Source organism: Yinghuangia aomiensis (assembly GCF_039542225.1).
GTDB classification, from domain to species: Bacteria; Actinomycetota; Actinomycetes; order Streptomycetales; family Streptomycetaceae; genus Yinghuangia; species Yinghuangia aomiensis.
The window spans coordinates 1-19,354 of record NZ_BAABHS010000050.1; the positions used below are offsets into that span (position 1 = coordinate 1).

General features: G+C 70.8%; 22 protein-coding genes. 8 read left to right on the forward strand and 14 right to left on the reverse strand.

The annotated features are described in order from the left end of the window. From ABEA93_RS38275 to ABEA93_RS38285, 3 genes are all read right to left on the reverse strand, one after another. A partial coding sequence (locus tag ABEA93_RS38275; protein ID WP_345680640.1) for a transposase occupies positions 1-171 on the reverse strand: 171 nt, incomplete at its 3' end. 359 nt (positions 172-530) lie between these two features. Then, positions 531-1,313, reverse strand: coding sequence for an SDR family NAD(P)-dependent oxidoreductase (locus tag ABEA93_RS38280; protein ID WP_345680590.1), 783 nt, complete (start codon positions 1,311-1,313; stop codon positions 531-533). 26 nt (positions 1,314-1,339) lie between these two features. Continuing rightward, positions 1,340-1,885 (reverse strand): hypothetical protein, encoded by a 546-nt coding sequence (locus ABEA93_RS38285; RefSeq protein WP_345680591.1) that lies wholly within the window; start codon positions 1,883-1,885, stop codon positions 1,340-1,342. Positions 1,886-2,118: 233 nt separating this feature from the next. Between ABEA93_RS38285 and ABEA93_RS38290 the strand changes: the two genes are divergently transcribed. Both ABEA93_RS38290 and ABEA93_RS38295 read left to right on the forward strand, forming a co-directional pair. After that, positions 2,119-2,913 carry a FadR/GntR family transcriptional regulator gene (locus tag ABEA93_RS38290; RefSeq protein ID WP_345680592.1) on the forward strand — a complete coding sequence of 265 codons (795 nt, stop codon included), beginning with the start codon at positions 2,119-2,121 and terminating at the stop codon, positions 2,911-2,913. Positions 2,914-3,555: 642 nt separating this feature from the next. Continuing rightward, the gene (locus ABEA93_RS38295) at positions 3,556-4,134 is read left to right on the forward strand and encodes a TMEM165/GDT1 family protein (protein ID WP_345680594.1); all 579 of its coding nucleotides are present in this window, start codon (positions 3,556-3,558) and stop codon (positions 4,132-4,134) included. 124 nt (positions 4,135-4,258) lie between these two features. Here the strand turns inward: ABEA93_RS38295 and ABEA93_RS38300 are convergent, their stop codons facing one another. Beyond that, positions 4,259-4,732 carry a MarR family winged helix-turn-helix transcriptional regulator gene (locus ABEA93_RS38300; protein ID WP_345680595.1) on the reverse strand — a complete coding sequence of 158 codons (474 nt, stop codon included), beginning with the start codon at positions 4,730-4,732 and terminating at the stop codon, positions 4,259-4,261. Between the two features lie 136 nt (positions 4,733-4,868). Here ABEA93_RS38300 and ABEA93_RS38305 point away from each other — a divergent pair, with 136 nt between their 5' ends. Together ABEA93_RS38305 and ABEA93_RS38310 are read left to right on the forward strand one after the other, a co-directional pair. After that, positions 4,869-6,083, forward strand: a complete 1,215-nt coding sequence (locus tag ABEA93_RS38305; protein WP_345680596.1) for an MFS transporter — start codon at positions 4,869-4,871, stop codon at positions 6,081-6,083. A gap of 84 nt (positions 6,084-6,167) precedes the next feature. Next, positions 6,168-7,001 (forward strand): aldo/keto reductase, encoded by an 834-nt coding sequence (locus tag ABEA93_RS38310; RefSeq protein ID WP_345680597.1) that lies wholly within the window; start codon positions 6,168-6,170, stop codon positions 6,999-7,001. 52 nt (positions 7,002-7,053) lie between these two features. Here the strand turns inward: ABEA93_RS38310 and ABEA93_RS38315 are convergent, their stop codons facing one another. The 3 genes from ABEA93_RS38315 to ABEA93_RS38325 all read right to left on the reverse strand — a co-directional run bounded on the left by ABEA93_RS38315 (position 7,054) and on the right by ABEA93_RS38325 (position 9,663). After that, positions 7,054-7,680: a hypothetical protein gene (locus ABEA93_RS38315; protein WP_345680598.1), complete on the reverse strand. Its 627-nt coding sequence runs from the start codon at positions 7,678-7,680 to the stop codon at positions 7,054-7,056. A 151-nt stretch (positions 7,681-7,831) separates the two neighbouring features. Beyond that, the gene (locus tag ABEA93_RS38320) at positions 7,832-8,431 is read right to left on the reverse strand and encodes a response regulator (protein WP_425585253.1); all 600 of its coding nucleotides are present in this window, start codon (positions 8,429-8,431) and stop codon (positions 7,832-7,834) included. Positions 8,432-8,481: 50 nt separating this feature from the next. Next, entirely contained in the window at positions 8,482-9,663 is a 1,182-nt protein-coding gene (locus ABEA93_RS38325; protein ID WP_345680599.1) for a sensor histidine kinase, read from the reverse strand. 124 nt (positions 9,664-9,787) lie between these two features. Between ABEA93_RS38325 and zapE the strand changes: the two genes are divergently transcribed. Beyond that, entirely contained in the window at positions 9,788-10,849 is a 1,062-nt protein-coding gene (gene zapE / locus ABEA93_RS38330; protein WP_345680600.1) for a cell division protein ZapE, read from the forward strand. Between the two features lie 36 nt (positions 10,850-10,885). On the opposite strand, the gene aroA is transcribed toward zapE, so the two are convergent. The 7 genes from aroA to ABEA93_RS38365 form a co-directional block, all read right to left on the reverse strand. Further along, a complete protein-coding gene (gene aroA / locus ABEA93_RS38335) occupies positions 10,886-12,142 on the reverse strand; it encodes a 3-phosphoshikimate 1-carboxyvinyltransferase (RefSeq protein ID WP_345680601.1) in 1,257 nt (418 codons plus the stop codon). 172 nt (positions 12,143-12,314) lie between these two features. Then, the gene (locus ABEA93_RS38340; RefSeq protein WP_345680602.1) at positions 12,315-12,998 is read right to left on the reverse strand and encodes a maleylpyruvate isomerase family mycothiol-dependent enzyme; all 684 of its coding nucleotides are present in this window, start codon (positions 12,996-12,998) and stop codon (positions 12,315-12,317) included. A gap of 113 nt (positions 12,999-13,111) precedes the next feature. Then, positions 13,112-14,428 carry a hypothetical protein gene (locus ABEA93_RS38345; RefSeq protein WP_345680603.1) on the reverse strand — a complete coding sequence of 439 codons (1,317 nt, stop codon included), beginning with the start codon at positions 14,426-14,428 and terminating at the stop codon, positions 13,112-13,114. 89 nt (positions 14,429-14,517) lie between these two features. Continuing rightward, positions 14,518-15,063 carry a SigE family RNA polymerase sigma factor gene (locus ABEA93_RS38350; protein ID WP_425585250.1) on the reverse strand — a complete coding sequence of 182 codons (546 nt, stop codon included), beginning with the start codon at positions 15,061-15,063 and terminating at the stop codon, positions 14,518-14,520. Positions 15,064-15,682: 619 nt separating this feature from the next. Further along, entirely contained in the window at positions 15,683-15,907 is a 225-nt protein-coding gene (locus ABEA93_RS38355) for a hypothetical protein (RefSeq protein WP_345680604.1), read from the reverse strand. Positions 15,908-16,142: 235 nt separating this feature from the next. Next, the gene (locus ABEA93_RS38360) at positions 16,143-16,637 is read right to left on the reverse strand and encodes a hypothetical protein (RefSeq protein WP_345680605.1); all 495 of its coding nucleotides are present in this window, start codon (positions 16,635-16,637) and stop codon (positions 16,143-16,145) included. Between the two features lie 158 nt (positions 16,638-16,795). After that, on the reverse strand, positions 16,796-17,359 hold the full coding sequence (locus ABEA93_RS38365; protein WP_345680606.1) for an SH3 domain-containing protein: 564 nt from the start codon (positions 17,357-17,359) through the stop codon (positions 16,796-16,798). A gap of 265 nt (positions 17,360-17,624) precedes the next feature. On the opposite strand from ABEA93_RS38365, the gene ABEA93_RS38370 reads away from it, so the two are divergent. From ABEA93_RS38370 to ABEA93_RS38380, 3 genes are all read left to right on the forward strand, one after another. After that, the gene (locus ABEA93_RS38370) at positions 17,625-17,762 is read left to right on the forward strand and encodes a hypothetical protein (protein WP_345680607.1); all 138 of its coding nucleotides are present in this window, start codon (positions 17,625-17,627) and stop codon (positions 17,760-17,762) included. 43 nt (positions 17,763-17,805) lie between these two features. Continuing rightward, a complete protein-coding gene (locus ABEA93_RS38375) occupies positions 17,806-18,387 on the forward strand; it encodes a restriction endonuclease (RefSeq protein WP_345680608.1) in 582 nt (193 codons plus the stop codon). A gap of 199 nt (positions 18,388-18,586) precedes the next feature. Beyond that, entirely contained in the window at positions 18,587-19,168 is a 582-nt protein-coding gene (locus ABEA93_RS38380; RefSeq protein WP_345680609.1) for an HNH endonuclease signature motif containing protein, read from the forward strand. Positions 19,169-19,354 lie beyond the last annotated feature (186 nt).

A 19,354-nucleotide genomic window follows, 5' to 3' on the forward strand; every position in this document is an offset into this window, starting at 1 on the left:
CCAGGCACCGAACTCCCGTGGCATCTCCCGCCACTGCGAGCCCGTCCGGAACTTCCAGACCACCCCCTCGAACTGCTGCCGCAGCCGCTCGGGATACGGGCCATAGTCACCGATCGGCAGATGCGGCCCGATGAACTCCCACTCATCGTCCGTCAGTTGCGCTCGTGTCACACAACACGGTCTACCAGATCAGACCCTGCCGCGATGGCCACTCCCGCAAACTGATCACAACCAGATACGCACCCTAGTCCCTTGGGAGCCCCGTGCTCCCGGTGTGGCGGCGCCGTGATCAGTCAACGAGCGGGCGGGCACGGGTGTCAACGACGTGCGGAAGTGGAAGAGCGCCATTCCTACGAGGGGTGGTGTACGCGGGGTTGATGCGCAGGTCAGGCACGGTTTTGCGGGGCTTCCCGGCGGCCGGTCGCGGGGGTCCGCCGGGTTCCGGACGGGGCTCCGGCGCCGGGGCGGCCAACTGTGCGGTGGCGGGGCGGGTGATCTTTGGGGCTTCGCACAGTCGGCCGCCGTGCGGCTCAGTGGAACAGCATCGGCGCGTCCGGGCGCGGTGCGGCCTGCGGACCGGCGGTGAGGCCGCCGTCGACGGGGAAGTCGGCGCCGGTGACGTAGGACGCGCCGGGGGAGACCAGGAACGCCGCCATGTGCGCGATCTCGTCGGCCTCTCCCGGGCGGCCGAGCGGCAGCCGGTCGAAGCGGGTGTCGCGCTCGGCGCCGCTGCGGTCCGGCGGCAGCATCGCGGTCTTGATGACGCCCGGCACGAGGGTGTTGACGCGGATGCCGTCCGGTCCCAGCTCGATCGCCGCGGTGCGGGTGAGGCCGCGGATGCCCCACTTGGACGCCGAGTACGCGGACGCCCAGGCCTGGCCCTGCAGCCCGCTCGCCGACGCGACGTTGACGATCGACCCGCCGCCGCTCGCGCGCATCGCCGGGGCCGCGGCGCGGATGCCGAGGAACGTGCCGGTGAGGTTGATGTCGAGGATGCGGCGGAAGCCGTCGGCGGTCTCGTCCGCGATCGGCACGATGCGCATGGCGGCCGCATTGTTGACCAGGGCGTCGAGCGCACCGAACGTGTCGACGGCGAACGCCACGGCGGCTTCCCAGGCCTCCTCGTCGGACACGTCCAGCGCGACGAACTTTGCTTTCCCGCCGATCTCCGCGGCGACCTGCGCGCCGAGTTCCGCCTGCACGTCGGTGAGCACGACGTTCGCGCCGCAGGCCGCGAACAGGCGTGCCTCGGCGGCACCTTGGCCCTGGGCGGCGCCGGTGACGAGGACGGTCTTGCCGGTGAGGTCGTACATGGTGGCCTTTCGTGGGTGCGGTGGGGCTACTGCGGGACGTGCCACTGGAGTTCGATGTGCTGGCCGAGGCACAGCAGGCCGGTGGCGACCACGTCGGTGTGCAGGAAGGCCTGGACCATCGTGTCGGTGGCGGCGTCCGGGTCCTCGGGGCGGAAGATGCGGCGCACCTCGATGCGGCCGGCCAGCTCGGGGTCGGTTTCCGCGGCTTCGGAGATGCGGGCGACGATCGCCTCGAGTTCGCCGAGCGTCGCGCAGCGCAGCCCGAAGTGCGCGGAGTACTGCGGCCGGGACCGGAAGTGGTCGAGGTAGGCGCGGGCGCTGTCGCCGAGCGGGCCGGGGGTGTCGAGTGCGGTGGTGAGCGCGTCCTCGAAACGGCACTGCTCGGGGGTGGCCTCGGACGCGTACAGGATGTTGCTGCGCCAGTCGGTGACGGCGGGGTCGACCATGACCGAGAAGAAATGCCCGCCGCGGTCCACCGGGCGGCACCCGAGGAGTTCGAAGAGGCGCTGGGCGAGCGCGCGTTCGCCGGGACGGTGGAGGAGTTCGACGTGGGTGAGGCGGCGGGGGTCCATGCCGTGTTCCTGCCTGTGTCGGTGTGCGGTGGAGGTGTGGCTTCGGGTGTTCTTCTGCTTGGCCTTCTGTTGTGTCCTTCCGGGGGCTTCCGAGCGGCTTTCGGGTGTGCGGTGAGGGCACTCTGGCACAGCCAAGGCTTATTTTCTAGCTATCATAGCTATGATTGATGGTTTAGGCGTGTCAAGGGCGCCGCCATGACAGGCAGCGGGCCCGTCCTCCAGGATTGACCCCCATGAGCAGCACGCAGCGCACCCCCGCCACGTCGGCCCTGGGCCCGGTGAGCGTCGTCGAGAGCCTCGCCGGTGTGCTGCGGCGGCACATCCTCAGCGGCCAACTCGCCGACGGCGACCTCCTGCCCAAGCAGGACGAACTGCTGGCCCGCTACGACGTGGGCCGCACCACCCTGCGGCAGGCCTTGCGGATCCTGGAGAACGAGGGCCTGGTGACGGTGCGCCGCGGCCGGGTCGGCGGCGCGGTCGTCCACGTCCCGGAGGCGGCCGACGCGGCCCGCACGATCGGCCTGGTCCTCCAGTCCCGCGCCGTCCCCCTCGACGACCTGGGCATGGCGAGGCGCCGCTTGGAACCGGTGTGCGCCGCTTTGTGCGCGGAGCGGGAGGACCGGGCGACCACGGTCGTCCCGCACTTGGAAGCGGCCCTGGAGGGCGCGGAAGCCGAGTCCGGCGACCCGGCGGCCTTCCTCCGCGGCAACACCCGCTTCCACGAAGCGATCGTCGCCAACTGCGGCAACGAGACCATGCGCGTGCTGCTCGGCAGCATCGAATCCCTGTGGAGCGCCCAGGAACCGGACTGGACCGAGGACTCCGCCTTCGCCGCCGGCCACGAGGACCGCCTGGCAGCGGTCCGCGGCCACCGCGCCATCGTGCGCTGCATCGCCGAGGGCGACGACGCCGGCGCCTACTACCTGACGAGCCGACACCTGGAAGCCGCCCAGGCCTACGCGGTGAAGGTGGCGGGAGACCGCCCGGTGCAGATTCTTGATCCGGTGCACGGGCATCCGAGGATCTGACGACCGCGCACACGAACCCCGAGGTCACGCCAGCGCCGCCACCACCACCGCCGGCACCACCGTCAGAAACCCCACGACGAACAAGCCGCAGCTGTCTCCGCCCCCGCCCCGGCTGTTCCGGGCCGCTGCCCGGCTGCGCCTCCTCTGGCTGCGCGCTGCGACCGCGGAGCCCGAGTGGGCTCGGCAGTACCGCGAGCCCGGCACGGCCTCGTTGCGGCACATGATCGCGCCCTTGCCCCGTACCCGCGTGCGTTGGCACTTCGCCACGGCTGTCCTCCCCCGAAACCCGTCCGTGTCTTCCGTCCGGGTCCTCACCGGTTCGTTGGGCCGCCAACCCTCGACCACCCCGGGTGACCGACGACACCCCGGCCTCCTGGCGTGCCGCGGCTACACTGGGTGGCTGCGAAGGGGAGTAGTCCTTCAACGTCGGTCGGTCGACACACTGGGTCTCCGCGGAGACCCCGGCCACCGAGCGCCGCACCGGGTGCGGGGCGGACGAGACCTTCGGCCAAGGCATGACCGGGCCCGTGCGACCGTGCGGGTCCGTACCGTCGTGCCGGGCCGATCGGTCGTTCCCGCCGCCCGCCAGGGTTGCCGTACGAAGCGCTCGGCCCGGTGCCCCGTCAGAAAGCAGTACCGGCCGTGAACCTCGACCCCCTGGCGATCCTCACCGCCTTCGGGCTCATCTTCCTCGCCGAGCTTCCGGACAAGACGATGTTCGCCTCGCTGGCCATGGGCACGCGCATGCGTCCGCTCTATGTCTGGTTCGGCACGTCGACGGCGTTCATCGTGCACGTCGCCCTCGCGGTCGGCGCCGGCAGCCTGCTCGGCCTGCTGCCGGACATGGCGGTCAAGCTGGTATCCGCGTCCCTGTTCGCGTTCGGCGCCTTCATGCTGCTGCGGGGCGGCGACGGCGACGAGGACGACGAGGCGGGCCGCACCGTCACGGGCTTCTGGCCGGTGTACGGGACCGCCTTCATGGCCGTCTTCATCAGCGAGTGGGGCGACCTGACGCAGATCACCACCGCGAACCTCGCCGCCACCAACGGCTGGCTCCCCACCGCCATCGGCTCGGCCGCGGCGCTCATGTCGGTCTCCGCGCTGGCGCTCCTGGTCGGCCGGTTCATCGCGAAGCGCGTCCCGCTGAAGACCGTCCAGCGCATCGGCGGCGCCTGCATGGCCGGCCTGGCGGTCTGGACGCTGATCGAGGCCTTCGTCTGATCCGCCCCGGCCCCGCTGTCCGCCCGGACGGCGGGGCCCAGCCCGTGTCCAGTGGGGGGATCTCGGAAACGGCGGCGGTACGGCGACGAACGAGCCGCAGTGCCGACCAGGACCCGCGCAGCCCTCAGGGCTGCCCGAACTCCCCGGCCGCGTCCACCGTTTCCACCGTCGCCACGAACGGCGCGAGGCGCGGATCCGCCGACGCCTGGTCGAGCGCCTCGCGCAGTGCCGCGTCGTGGGTGGGCCGGGCTTCGGCGAGCAGGGCGAGGCCGGCCGGGGTGACGTCGGTGTAGATGCCGCGGCGGTCGGTGGCGCACAGGTAGCGGGACAGCAGGCCGCGGTCTTCCAAGCGGGTGACCAGCCGGGTCGTGGCGCTCTGGCTGAGGACGACCGCGTCGGCGACCTGGTTCATGCGCAGGTGGCCGCCTTCGCCGCTGTGCTGGTGGCTGAGGACGTCCAGCAGGGAGTACTCGCGCGCGCTCAGGTCGTGGCCGCTCTGGAGGGCGCGTTCCAGGTGGCTCTCGATCCGGCCGTGCAGGAGCGAGAGGGCGTACCAGCCGTGGGCGAGGCCGATGGAGGCCGTGTCGGCGGCGGTCATGGGCGTCTCCTTCCGCGACGTTCCGAACGCAAATATACCGCGTCTGCAATCGTTGTGTTTGCAAGTACATGCGAGTGCAATTATTGTCTGAGCCTGTAAAGCGCACACGCAATCGAGTTGCCTGGAGGGCCGCCGCATGCCTCTCGCGCTCCTCGCCCTGGCCATCGGGGCGTTCGGGATCGGCACCACCGAGTTCGTCGTCATGGGCCTACTGCCGCAGATCGCCGACGACTTCGGGGTGTCCATCCCGTCGGCCGGCTTCCTGGTCACCGGCTACGCGCTCGGCGTCGTCGTCGGCGCACCGCTGATGACGCTGCTCGGCACCAAGGTCGGCCGCAAGACGATGCTCATGCTCCTCATGGGCGTGTTCGCCGTCGGCAACCTGCTGTCCGCACTCGCGCCGACGTTCCCGCTGATGCTCGTGGGGCGCATTGTGACGTCGCTCGCACACGGTGCCTTCTTCGGCATCGGCGCGGTCGTCGCCGCCGAGCTGGTCGCCCCGCACAAGAAGGCGGGCGCCATCGCCACCATGTTCACCGGCCTCACGGTCGCCAACATCGTGGGGGTGCCGCTGGGCACCTTCATCGGCCAGGCCGTCGGCTGGCGGCTCACCTTCGCGGGCGTCGCGGCACTGGGCGTCGTCGGACTGTTCGGCATCGCCAAGCTCGTCCCGCCGATGCCCCGCCCCGAAGGCGCGCATCTGCGGCGCGAAGTGGCCGCGTTCCGCAACGTGCAGGTCGTCCTGGCCATGGGGATGACCGTGCTCGGCTTCGGCGGCGTCTTCGCGGCGGTCACCTACATCGCACCGATGATGACGCACGTCGCGGGCTACTCCGACGGCGCGGTCACCTGGCTGCTGGTGCTGCTCGGCATAGGCATGTTCCTCGGGAACCTGATCGGCGGACGGTACGCCGACCGGGCCCTGATGCCGATGCTCTACACCACTCTCGGCGGCTTGGCCGTCGCACTCGCGTTGTTCACCTTCACCGCGCACAACAAGATCCTCGCCGCGGTCACGCTGCTGCTCGTCGGCGCGCTCGGCTTCGCCACCGTGCCGCCGCTGCAGAAGCGCGTCCTCGACCAGGCGCACGGCGCGCCGACCCTGGCCTCGGCCGTCAATATCGGCGCGTTCAACCTCGGCAACGCCTTGGCCGCCTGGCTCGGCGGGATCGTCATCAGCGCCGGATTCGGATACACCGCCCCGAACTGGGTAGGCGCACTTCTCGCGGCGGCGGCGCTCGTGCTGGCGCTGTGGTCGGCGGCCTTGGAACGCCGGACGTCGGCGCGTGCCGAGGCGGCCGTCCCCACCGCGGCCGCCGCGCCCGCGGCGAGGCTCCCCGTCCACCACTGACCGGCCGCCGCCACGTCACACACGGCCATCGTTCAACGCCATCGCTTTCGCCATCGCTCATCGGCAAGGGAAGAACCAAGAACCATGACGACCACCCCCGCCATCCCCACCCGCAAGCTGAACAACGGCGTCGAGATCCCCCAGCTCGGCTTCGGCGTCTTCCAGGTGCCGGACGACCAGACCACCGCGGCCGTCGCCGAGGCCCTCGCGGCCGGCTACCGCAGCATCGACACCGCCGCGATCTACGGCAACGAGACCGGGGTCGGCCGGGCCCTCGCCGACGCGGGGCTGCCCCGCGAGGAACTGTTCGTCACCACCAAGGTGTGGAACTCCGACCAGGGCTACGACGCGACCCTGCGCGCCTTCGACGCCAGTGTCGCCAAACTGGGCCTCGACTACGTCGACCTGTATCTCATCCACTGGCCGACGCCTGCCCGCGACCTGTACGCGGACACCTGGCGCGCCCTCGAACGCCTCAACGCCGACGGCCGCATCCGCACCGCGGGCGTCTCCAACTTCCAGCCCGCCCACCTGCAGCGGCTCCTCGACACGAGCGAACTCGCCCCGGCCGTCAACCAGGTCGAACTCCACCCCGGCCTCCAGCAGGCCGAGCTGCGTGCCTTCCACACCCGACACGGCATCGCCACCGAGGCCTGGAGCCCCCTGGCCCAGGGCGCGGTCCTGGACGACCCCGCGATCACCGCGATCGCCGCCCGCACCGGCAAGTCCGCGGCCCAGGTCGTCCTGCGCTGGCACCTCCAGCTCGGCAACATCGTCATCCCGAAGTCGGTGACCCCGGCGCGCATCCGCGAGAACCTCGACGTCTTCGACTTCCACCTGACGGACGAGGACATGGCCGCCATCGCGAGCACCGACCGAGGGCTGCGGATCGGCCCGAACCCGGACGAGTTCAACTGACGGACGGCGGGGCGTCGGTCGCCCCTGCCGGCCGCCTTCCGGCCACGCCGTCTCAGGCCGTGGCCGGGGCGGGCTCGCGCGTCGGAAGCAGGGAGTTCGCGGAGGAGACGGACGCGAGGGCGAACCAGATCAGCGCCGCGCCGACCGGGAGCAAGTCCATGTCGGCGGTGATGCCCACGAATCCGAGGAGGACCAGCACCGGGGCGAGCGCCGCGCGCGGACCGCGCCGAGGTCCGGCCACCGCGTACTGGACGAGCATCGCGACGAGGCCCGCCATGAAGAGCACCGGGCCGATCTCGTAGAACGCCTGGGGCAGGACGGCCGGGACGTCGGCGTACCGGTCCGACAGTGTGCTCTTCTCGGCTGCGTCGGCCGCCTTGAGGCCGACGACGATGTCGAGGACCGCCACCCGCACGAAGGCGGCCAGTCCGATGCCGGCCACGGCGGTGAGGACGCCGGCGGTGATCCGGCGTGCCCGGCCGCCGCCTTCCGCGGCGACGATGCGGCGCCGGAGTCCCGCGATCACCGCTCCGTACACGAGCAGCGATCCGAGGAAGAACAGATGGCCGATCGTCCAGGCGGGCCCCGGGCCGTGCTGACCGTCGCGGCCGTCGATGAGGCGGACCACGCCGTAGACGGCCATGAGCGCGGGGGCGAGGTGGAATGCGGTCCTCTTCATGAGCGGTTCTCCCGGAGGGTTCGGAACGGGTGTTTCCGTGTGCCTCAATCCTTCGGAGAACCGCGGTCGGGGGGATCGCCGCCGTCGGCGATCTTCGGACATGGGCCGCGCGGGGGAGACCGCGTGCCCGGTTCCCTCGCGCGACCGATGCTCAGGAGGGCTCGATCAGCCGGGTCTCGTATGCGGCGATGACGGCCTGCACCCGGTCGCGGATGCCGAGCTTGGAGAGCACGTTGCTCACGTGCGTCTTGACCGTGTGCTCGCTGACCACGAGGGCGGCGGCTATCTCGGCGTTCGACAGCCCGCGGCCGAGCAGCCGCAGCGTCTCGCGTTCGCGGCCGGTCAGGACGGCCAGGCGCGCGGACGCGGTCGCGCCCGCACGCGGGCGGTTGCGGGTGATGTCGGAGATCAGGCGGCGGGTGACGGCAGGGGCGAGCAGCGACTCGCCCGCCGCGACGACCCGGACCGCGTGCACGAGGTCGTCGCGCCGCACGTCCTTGAGCAGGAACCCGCCGGCCCCGGCGTACAGGGCTTCGTAGACGTAGTCGTCCTGGTCGAACGTGGTCAGCATGATCGCGCGGGTCGAGGTCTCGGCGCACACGATCTTCGCCGCCTCGATGCCGTCCAAGCCCGGCATGCGGATGTCGAGAAGGACCACGTCGGGGGCGTGTTCGCGGACGGCGGCGACAGCGGACGTGCCGTCCTCGGCCTCACCCACCACCTCGATGTCCGGCTGCGCGTCCAGGATCATCGCGAAGCCGCTGCGGACCAGTTCCTGGTCGTCGGCCAGCACCACGCGGATCACGAGGACACCGCCGCGGCCGAGGCGTAGGGAAGACGCGCGCGGACGCGGAACCCGCCGCCGGGCAGCGGACCCGCCTCGGCCGTTCCGCCGCAGCCGAGGGCGCGTTCGCGGATGCCGATCAGGCCGTCCCCGCCGCGCCGCCAGCCCGCCGGGTTCGCCGTGCTGCCGCTGCCGTCGTCGGTCACCGTGATCTCCAGTTCGTCGCGGGTCCAGGCCAGCCGTACCTCCACCGCGGAAGCGCCGGCGTGCTTGACCGTATTCGTGAGGGCTTCCTGCACGATGCGGTACGCGGCCAGTTCGGCGTCGGCGGGCAGGTCGCGGCGGTCCCCTTCGACGGTGAGCCGGGCGCGGACCTGCGTGCGGTCGACGTGCTCGATCAGCTGGGGGAGCGCGCCGACGGTCGGCTGGGGCGCGCGGACGCCGATGTCCTGGTCGTCCTTGAGGACGCCCAGCATGCGGCGCAGCTGCGCCATCGCGTCGCGTCCCGCCTCCGCGATCGCGTCGAACGAGCGTTCCGCGCGGTCGGGGTCCGCCCGGACCACCACGGGCCCGGCCTCCGCTTGGACGATCATGATGCTGACCGCGTGCGCGAGTACGTCGTGCATGTCGCGGGCGATGCGAGCACGTTCCTCGGCGGCCGCCCGCGCGGCCTCGGCCTCGCGTTCGCGTTCCAGCTGGGCGGACCGTTCCAGCAACGCGTCCGACCGCTCCCGGGCGGCGCGGGCGAGCAGGCCCATGAGGAATGCCATCACGGGCAGGAGCAGCGTGAACATGAACTGGCCCGCGTCGTTGTCCTTGACCAGCAGCGCCCCGAACGGGGTGGTGGCGGTGAGCACGCCGATGAACCCCCAGCGCTGCCAGCGGTGTCTGCCGCGGTCCGCGAGGGTGTAGATGGCTGCCAGGGCGCCGTACTGCAATGTCTGCCCGGGGCGGTCGTGCAGCGAGACGGCCGTGGCGAAGAACGCCACGGCCAACGCCACCGCGAACGGCGCGCGGCGGCGCCAGAACAGCGGCACGACGGTGCCGAGGTTCACCACGAAGCCGAGCGGCGTCACGTCGGGCGCCGTCGCGAACGGGACGAACACGGCGACAGCCACTGCCGCCACGACCATGGTGTCCACGAGCCGGCCGTTGCCGTTGCGCAGACGTGCGGTGATGCCGCCGAACCGATCTGACATCCGGTCAGTATGTGGGTGACGCACGCCGGGGGTCCTCAGTCGTGCGAGGGATTCGGCGGGACGGCCCGGCAGCCGTCTGCCCCTCTCACGCCCCCGGCCGAGACCTTGAGTAGCTTCGGTGGTCATGTGGCACAGGGGCGGACCTACCAGGGCGGACGAGCCGTCGGCGGTCGAGCGCGCCGCGACGGAGAGCGGCTTCGTCCTCGACGTGGCGCAGCGGGTCGCCGCCGAGCGGCTGGGGGCGCTGGCCGCGGAGCTGGGCCCGCGGGGGCGATGGCGGCGGGACGCGGTGCGCGGGGTGTACCTGTGGGGGCCGCCCGGGCGGGGGAAGAGCTGGATCACCGACACCTGGTACCGCGCGCTGCCGCCCGGGACGGCGTATCGCGTGCACTTCCACGACTTCTTCCGCCGCCTGCAGGACGCGGTTTTCGCGCACCGCGACGAGGCCGGCGCGATCGACACCGCGATGTCCGAACTGGTCGGGCGCGCGGCCGTGGTGTGCTTCGACGAGTTCCACGTGCACGACCCCGGCGATGCCATGCTGGTGACCCGGCTGCTGCGGGAGCTGTTCGAACGCCGCACCACGCTCGTCGCGACGTCCAACTACCCGCCGGACGGCCTGCTGCCGAACCCGCTCCACCACCATCTGTTCGAACCCGCGATCCGGCTCGTCGAGGACCGCCTCGACGTCGTCGAGGTCGCGGGCCCGCGCGACTACCGGACGTTGCGCCAAGGACCGCCCCCGCGCTCCGGGTTCCGCGCCGGAGCGCTGATCACCGCGGCCGCCGCGGGGTGGCCTGACACGTACGGCCTCACCGCCCCGCGCCCCGGATCCGCCGCCCCGCTGCTCGTCAACCGGCGCACCCTGACCGCACGTGCCGTCCAAGCCGGCACCGTGTGGATCGACTACCCGGAGTTGTGCGAGACCACGACGTCGACCGCCGACTACGTCGTCCTCGCCGAACGCTTCGACACGTGGGTCGTGGACGCCGTCCCCGCCTGGCAGGACTGCAGCGCCGACGGCCGCCAACGCCTCGGTTCCGTCGTCGACATCGCGTACGACCGCGACATACGCCTGTTCCTCGCCGGGCCCGACAACCCCGGCCGCCCCCCGGCCGGCGCCGCCGTGCCGCCGGACCACTTCCGGACGGCGAGCCGTCTTGCCCAGCTTCAGGTGACCGGCTGACGCTCCGCGTGCCGCGGCCGGTCGTCGGAAGCCCCGCTACCGGTTGCCGTCGCCGACGTCCGCACCCCATCGCGCACGCAGGTCCGCCAGCGCGTCGTGGAATTCCGGGAACGTCTTGCGCACGCACCCCGGGTTGTCCAACTCCAGTTCCGGCACGCGGATCGCCGTCACGCTGAAGCTCATGGCGATGCGGTGGTCGTCGCGGCAGGCGATCACCGCCGGACGCGGCGCGGCCGGGGCGATCTCGATCCAGTCGCGGCCTTCGGCCACCGGGACGCCGAGCCGCCGCAGGTTCTCGGCGCACGCGTCCAGCCGGTCGCATTCCTTGACCCGGGTGTTGTGGACGTCCGTGATGCGTACCGGCCCGTCCGCGAACGGCGCGATCGCGGCCAGCGTGGGCATCGTGTCGGAGATGTCGCGCATGTTGACGTCGATGCCGCGCAGCCGGCCGGTGCCCGCCACCGTCACCGCGTCCCGGCCGATCGCGACGTCGGCGCCCATCGCGCGCAGCACCTCGGCGAACTGGACGTCGCCTTGCGGCGATTCGGTGCCGAGGCCGGGCACGGTCACGCGCTGCCCGGTCAACGCGGCCGCCGCGAAGAAGTAGCTGCTCGTCGACGCATCCGGCTCGACGGCGTGCTCCCGCGCCCGATAGCCCGTCGGCTCGACGTCGAACCGCATGCCGTCGCGCCGCACGACCGCCCCGAACTCGCGCATGAGCGCCAGCGTCATCTCCACATAGGGCTCGGACACCAGGTCGGTGATCTCGATCCGCAGGCCGCGGCGCGTCAGCGGGCCGACCATGAGCAACGCGGTCAGGAACTGGGACGACAGCCCGGCGTCCATGCCGACCGTGCCGCCCTCAAGGCCGTCCGAGGCCACCTCGATCGGCAGATGCCCTTCCGCCCCCAGGTACCGCACGCGTGCGCCCAGGGCCCGCAATGCCTCCACCACCGGGCCGATCGGACGTCGGCGCATCTGCGCGGAGGCATCGAACCGGTACGTCCCGCGCCCCGCGGCGGTCAACGCCGGAAGGAACCGCGCGGTGGTGCCGGAATCGCGGCAGTAGACGTCGGCCTCGCCCGCGGGCGGCCCCGACGCATTTCCGTCGACCGACCACTCATCCGCCGACCGGTGGACCCCGAAACCCAGCGCACCGAGCCCTTCGGCGAATGCTTCGGTGTCATCGGAAACCAGCGGATACCTGAGTGTGGAACGGCCGTCCGCACACGCGCTGAGGAACAGCGAACGCGCCGTGGTGGACTTCGACCCGGGAACGCGGACTACGGCCACAGTGCTCCATTACGGCGAAGGCGTCAGCGCCCGACAGCGCGAGCTTGCCGGACGCTCTGGTTCGCGGCCGATCCTGTCAGGGCCTGCGCCCTCCGGACACGCGATTATGCGCGGCGTCGTGTCACCGACCCTCGCACAAAAGGGAGTTCGGTTCGGGCACCCATCCCCGGCCTCAGCCCAGCGACAGCCAGCGAATACCCGCCCGTTCCACCTCGGCGGTCTCCGCACCGCTCAACGGCACGCGGCCGGTGGCCTTGCGGAGAAACGTCACCCGGTCCCAGCCCAGGACGTCCACCGCCGCCAACCCCTCTGGCCCCAAAAGCAAGTGGGCGAGAAGATCACCGGCGGACTCGGACAACCACGGCTCCCGCCCGACGGCCGCGGCAAGGTCCAGCCCGTGCACCGCGACCTCGACGACACGCGTCACCAGGAAGTCGGTCAGCAGCATCGGGTCACCGTGGCGCGTACGCACCACCCGACCCTCCGGCTCCGCCGCGCACAAACGCGCGACGAGCCGCCACACCTCGCCGAACTCCTCGGCGAGGCCGTCCCCTTCGGCCGCGCGCGCCGCACGCTCACGGGCCAGTCCGATACGCCGCTCGTTGCTCTCCGGCGAAAACCGCCCGTCGCCCCGGTAGTAGTCCACAGCCGAGACGGTCGCCCGCGCCGGGGCCTCACCCGCCACCATGCCGGGCAACCAGCCGACGACGACCGTCACATGCCCCAGCAACTCCCGCACGGTCCACGGCACACACACCGTCGGCCGCGACCACGCCTCGTCCCCGAGCCCGCGCACTCCCGCCGAAAGCCGCTCGGCCTCCGCGGTGAACGCCCCCACAACCTCATGACGCCGCATACACGGAACGGTAGTCACAAACCCTGGGCCCGCAGGCCGGACACCTGACCTGCGGGCCCAAAGCACGGGGGCGTCGGGCGTGGAGTCCCCGTCCGGTGGCGCGGTTGTGTTGGTCAGCGGGCGTCGGTCAGGGGGATGGTGTCCCAGCGCGGGTCGGTGGCAAGGGCTTTCAGCTGGTCGAGAGTCAGCAGGGGTGTCGTGCGGGTGGCCTTTGCGGCCTCGGAGTTCGCGTTGACCAGGCGGACGACCACGCGGCGCCCGTCGGGGCGGATGGCTTCGGCCGTGTAGACCTTCGCGTTTCCGTCCTTGTCGTTGGCGACCTCCGCCACCTGGACCTTCGTGCCGTCCGGAAGCGTCGAGTCGGTGCAGGCGACGGTGTCGCGGCACGGCGTCGGGGTGGCGCCGGCCTGCACGTTGACGCCGATCGCCGACTTGCCCTTGCCGTCGTCGGCGACGACCGTGGCGTATCCCCCTTGCGCGAACGGGCTGCTCACCGTGGTGCCGGCGGGCAGGAGGGCCTTGAGGGCGCCGAGGATCGCCTCGCCGTTGTAGTCCTTGCGGGTCCGCTCCTTGCCGGTGTCCGGGCGCGGGACCGCCGCGGCCACGGGATCCCAGGCGGGGCTCAACGCGATGGCCGAGAGCTGGTCGAGGGTGAACACCGGGTCGACGGACTTGGTCGTCGCCTTCTCCCCGCCACCGCCGTAGGTTTCGACCGCGACGGCGACGCCGTCCGCGCGCAGCACGCTGACCCGCCACCACTTCTGACCGGTGTCCGAGTTCGGGTACGTGAAGCCCTTGATGCGGGCGATCTTCGTCCCGTCGGGGCGGGCCTCGACGGTGCAGTCCTCATGGGGGCGTACCTGCTCGGGCATGCATGCGGCGGTGGAGGACAGATTCGTCGGGTAGGGGACCGAGATGTCGACGCCGACGGCGCTCGTCCCGCGCGCGTTCTTGTAGACCAGCCCCGCGTACGCCGGGCCCGTCATGCCCCTGGCATCGGGGGCGGTGCCTGCGCTGCGCTCCTCCGTGTACGAACCCCCTTCCGGCAGCATGCTCTTGAAGATCCGCATGACCTCGTCGGCGCTCACCTCCGGCGCCTCCGGTGTGGAGCCGGCGGTGGGCACCGCCGCGGGCGCGGGCACCTGTCGGCCCGACGCCGAGGCTCCCGCGCCGTCGCCGAGGCGGGCCACCGCCACGGTGCCGCCGATCGCCACCGTGGCGAGTGCGCCGATGGCGATCGCGGCGCGCAGGTTCCGGGTGCGGCGCAGCCGCCGTCCGCGGACCTCCGCGCGTGCGGCGAGGTCCGGGCTGGCGCTGGGAAAGTCGTCGGACGCGGCCCGGAGCGCGCCGGGCATCAGCGCTTCGAGGTCGGCCTCGGGGGAGTCGTGCCCGTCGTCGGGGCGTGGTGCGTTGCGCGTGGTGCGGGACATGGCGGGGTCACCGTCTTCCGGTCCGGGTGTGCGTGGACAGGTGCACATGCGGCGGGCAGCCGCCGCGTGGGGACGTGCGTGGTGCGGGTTCAGCGGTGGGCGAGTTCGGGCAGTTGGTCACCGATGACGGCGCGCAGCCGGCGCAGGGCGCGGAACGACTGCAGGCGCACGGCCGCCGGGGTGAGCCGCAGGGCGAGAGCGGCTTCCTCGACCGACCGGTCCTCCCAGTACCGCAGCACGAGCACGGCGCGGTCGCGGTCGCTGAGCTGCGCCAGACCGTCGAGCAGGGTGAGCCGTAGGCCGGGATCGTCGGCGTCGTAGGCCGTCTCCGGCACGCGGCCGGTGGGTGTCTCGCCGGCGCTGCGCTTGCGGCGGTACGACAGGAACGTGCGCATGAGGATCGCGTCCGCGTAGGCGTTGGGCGAGTTCGCGGCGCTGACCCGTTTCCAGGAGACGTACACCTTGGCGAGCGTCTCCTGCACGAGGTCCTCGGCCAGGTGCCAGTCGCCGGTCAGCAGGCAGGCCATCCGCGTCATCGGGCCGCTGCGGGCCGCGGCGAACTCCCGGTATGCGGCGTATCTGGCGTGTTTCCGCTCCGACCGGGACAACTCCGCCGGTGCTCCTTCCCCTGCCATACGCCCCCCTGTTGTGGTCATGTAGAGGAGAGAGGCGCCGACCCCCTGATGGCGTTTCACCCTGACCACGGAAATTTCGGCCCCACCCCGCCGCACACGGCTCCGGCCGAACGTCGTTGCGCGCCGCGCCCGACAGGCCGAGGCAGCGCACCGGGGTATCCGACCGTCGTTGACCGGCACACGGACCGATTCGGCGGGGGACGGAACGGGCGCGTGGCGCGCAGCGGACCGAAGATGCCGACCAACGCGCGGGGTGAACGTGGTTTTTCGTCGGAGTCCACGACCAGTGGGGCCGGACCGTGCAGCCGAGACGACGTCAGCCCCGACCGGATACCCGGGCGGGGCTGACGTTTCGCCTGTTACGGCTGGCGGAGGATACGAGATTCGAACTCGTGAGGGGTTGCCCCCAACACGCTTTCCAAGGGACCGCATGCCTGTTCGGCGGGCCTCGCCAGCGTCCTGACCTGCACCGGAGCGCATGGCTAGTTGCCCAATGAACGCTGCCGTACACGGGTGAATGCAACCAGAACTGCAACCACTTTGGGAGGCCCTTGGTTGCGTTTGGAGCAGCTCCGGAGCGGCCAACTCGCGTCTGGTCACACCCCAACGCCAGCCGGCGCTACGCCTCGAACAACTCAGGCCGCCACTGTCGCAAGTCCTCGTCAAAGCTGCCGTCGCGGACGTGCTCCAGGGCTGTGGCGTAGCCGATCTCGATGGCTCGCTCGACGGTCGTCCGCAGGTCCTCGGGAGCGTCGAGGAGGCCGTAACCAGCGCCGGAGCAGAGATTGGCCATGGCATGCCCTGATTCCCGTGCGTGCTCGCCGGGGACGGTGGATGTGTGCAAGTTGGATATCGTCTCGGCCACAGTCGTGAGCTTTTGCTGCAATGGCGAGGTCACGGCTCTCCTGTCAGGCGGTGTTCGTCCGATGCCAAAGGGCTTCTGAACTTGCTTCGCTACGAGGGGCGTCGTCGTTGCTGCGGTCAGCATGCAGCCGTTGCGGCTTCGCGTTCGATGAGACCGCTGTGTCCGTGAGCGACCATGAAATGAGATCGGTTAGCACCGGACATCGAGGACGTCGCTATGGAGTCAGGCTCTTACGTCGGGCGCGCATGTAGATCCCCGACGACGTGCTTCCGCCCCAGCCGCCGGCCGTGGCGATGTCCCATCCGCTCTGGTCCCGCATCTGCTTGGCGAAGGCGCCGAGGTCGCGGATGGTGCAGCCACAGTCGAGGTGCCCACGAATGGTGATGTAGCTGCCCATGGGCTTCTTCTCGGAGGGATCCAGTTCCCATCGGACGGAATGTCTGTGGTCGGTGAGCCCGGTTCGCTCTTGATCGTGGAGGAGACCGTGTGCCCGGGCGTACTCGTCGGGGTCGTCGATGACGAACAGGTGGCTCGCCCACTCGCCCGGCCATACCGCGAACAATCGTGACTGTCCGCTCCGCGCCCGCTCGTAGGTTCCGGCGTCCGTGCCGTGGGTGACCGCTCCATCGCCCGCGATCTCGATGTAGCACAGCGTCCGCTGCGCGTACGGGAATTCGGCGCCCAGGGCAGCCGCGCTGCGCGGTTCCATGCTTGATCCTCCGTTTGGTGTTGTGCGCCGAGGCGATCCTCGCGCCTGGTAAGCCGATCGAGGCGTCTGTCCGTCGGTCGAGGGGGCTTTCGACAGTCACCAGTCCCTTGATGGGGCGATGTACGCCAGCCGCCGGACCTTGGCCACCGGGATGGGCGTCAGCAGCCCGGGACGACGAGGTAGACCTGTCGTCGGGTGTCGAGGTCGACGTCGGCGGCGAAGCCTTCGATGCCAGCGTAGGAGACCTTGTTCCAGTAGGGGCTGGCGTTGCCCCAACCGGTTGCCATGGGGCCTCGGGCGTAGCAGTGGACCTGGACTGTGGCGCCGTTCGGGATGGTGCCGAGGATCGGTCCGTCGGGTCCTGGATCGGTTCGGACCGGCAGCCCCGCGGGGTTGTGCGCGGTGGCCGGGGCAGTCTTCGCGGATGCACCCGCTGCGGACGGTGTAGCGGTGTCAGCCCGGTTGTTCGGGGCTGTGGGCGAGGGGCTGGCGCCGCCACCGGTGAATACCACGATCACGGCAAGTGCTGCGACCGCCAGTCCGCCGCTGATGCCAGCCCCAACCCTGCGGGTCGGCAGGGCTCGCGTGTGTGGACGGACCCACGTGCCGTCCGCACGTGTGAATCCCCTGACGTTGACCGGTCCGGCCATGGTGTCCCCCTGAACTGCCGCGTGGATGCGTGCGCTGCCTTCCTGTGTAGGACATCGGTCCGACACATCCATGTCGATCACGATCTACCGCGAACATCACTCTGTGCGCCGGGTGCGCGTGTTCTCCTAAGTGGAACAGGCTTGTCCGTCTTATGAGTTCTGGCTTCCTTTGTCGGCTCCGCCAGGTACAAACGAATCGGTGGTTGCCGTTGGCTCCACCGATCCGGTGCCCAGGAGGGGATGTCTGGTGTTGCTGGCGATTGCCGCCGGGCTCGCGGTTGCCGCGGCGGCCATGGTGTCGCGGTGCGGGGGACGAACACGCCAAGGGGCCTTGTGTATGAACACGCGTCGAGGGGTTGCGGCGCGGTGCCGACACCATCGCGCCCAACTGCTGACCAAGACGGACCTGTACGCCGTCGCCCTGGGTGCCGCCGCGTACGGCTCTCTGGTGCTGCACCAGGCTGTAACGGCGTAGCGGCGTGGCGAGGAGACGACGGTCGCGGGGCGGATCCGACCCGATGGTGCCGGTGTTGATCGGTGCGGGAGTTGTGGCGGCGGTCGGGGCTGTTGTCCGGGCTGCCGTGCAGTTCTGGCCGGTTGTGCTGGCGGTTGCCGCAGCCGCCGGAGGCGGAGTGTGGGTGTGGTGGGCACAGGAGCGGAAGCGCCGTGCCTTGCGGGCCCGTCGGGTGGCCGCACTGCGCGTGACACCTGAGCAGTTCGACACGCTGAGCCCTGCCGCGTTCGAGGACGCGGTACGGGATCTGTTCGCGCGCGATGGCTTCACCGCCCGCCGCGTCGGCGGCCGCAACGACCAGGCCGCTGACGTGTTGGCCGACGACCCGGCCACGGGCCGTCGCTGGATGGTGCAGTGCAAGCACACCCGTACCGGCGCCCGCGTGGGCGTGCGCGTCCTCTATGAGGTCAACGGCACCCGCGAGGCGCACCGCGCCCACGAAATGGTGGTGGTGACTAACGGCGGTTTCACAGCCGATGCCCGTGCTTGGGCGACGCCCAGGCGCATCCGCTTGGTCGACCGCGAAGCTCTGCGCTTGTGGGCCACCGCGGGCCGACACATCACCGAACTCGCGGTCGTGCAATAGCCGTCAGGAACCCCAGGCGCCGGCACGAGGTGCGCGAGCGCCGAATCGAAGCTTGGAGGGACAGAGATTGGCTAGGGAGACCCGTGCGTACTCGCCGGGAACTGTCGCCGGGTTGATGTCGCTGTCTGGCGGCGGATGCTACTGGCCCGGGTGCGGAACCCCGATTCTCCGCATCGTTGAGGGCCATCCGGTACTCAACGTGGAGATCGCCCACATCCGTGCGCTCAAACAAGGCGGCCCCCGCTACACAGCGGAGCTGTCGATCGAAGAGCGCAATGCGTTCGCGAACCTGATCCTGTTGTGTACACCGCATCACAAGACGGTCGACGGTCCGAGGCGGGAGAACTATCAGGTCTCGCTTCTTGAGCGATGGAAACGTGACCGCGAAGCCGCCGGCCACGAGGCACTCGCAGGGCTCATGGGCATGACCGAGGAGAAGCTCGTGCAGATGATCGTCGAGGCCAACCGCCAACTTCGCGATCAGTTGGGCCCGGCCTTGGACGAATTCGCGCGCACCGCACCGGAACTCGCCGCATTGCTCAGAACCGTGACCAAACAGGTCACCGACGTGCGGCGCCACCACTTTCCGGACGAGGACATCGCGCAGATGTTGGTCTACGCAGCGGACAGGTTGGGCCATCTTGAAGACAGCGCCACTGAGCTGCGGGAGGCAGCCAGGATGTTGGCGCCCCTGTCGGACCAGGCCGAGGAGTGGCACAGTGCGGCTCGCGCAACTCGCGAGGCCGCCGACGCCATGCTCGAAGCCAAGTACGCTGGTTGACTCACGCTGCACTGCCAGCTATCCGGCGCGCAGAATGGACGAGCGTGGCAGCTCAGCTGGGCAGGGCGGCGATGGGCCCCGAAGGGCCGCCCGCCGGGTGGACTGAGACGGAGTCGACGTCAGCCCCGACCGGCGTACCAGGCGGGCTGAGGTTTTGAATCCGCCCTGAGGTGGGTGCGTCGCAGG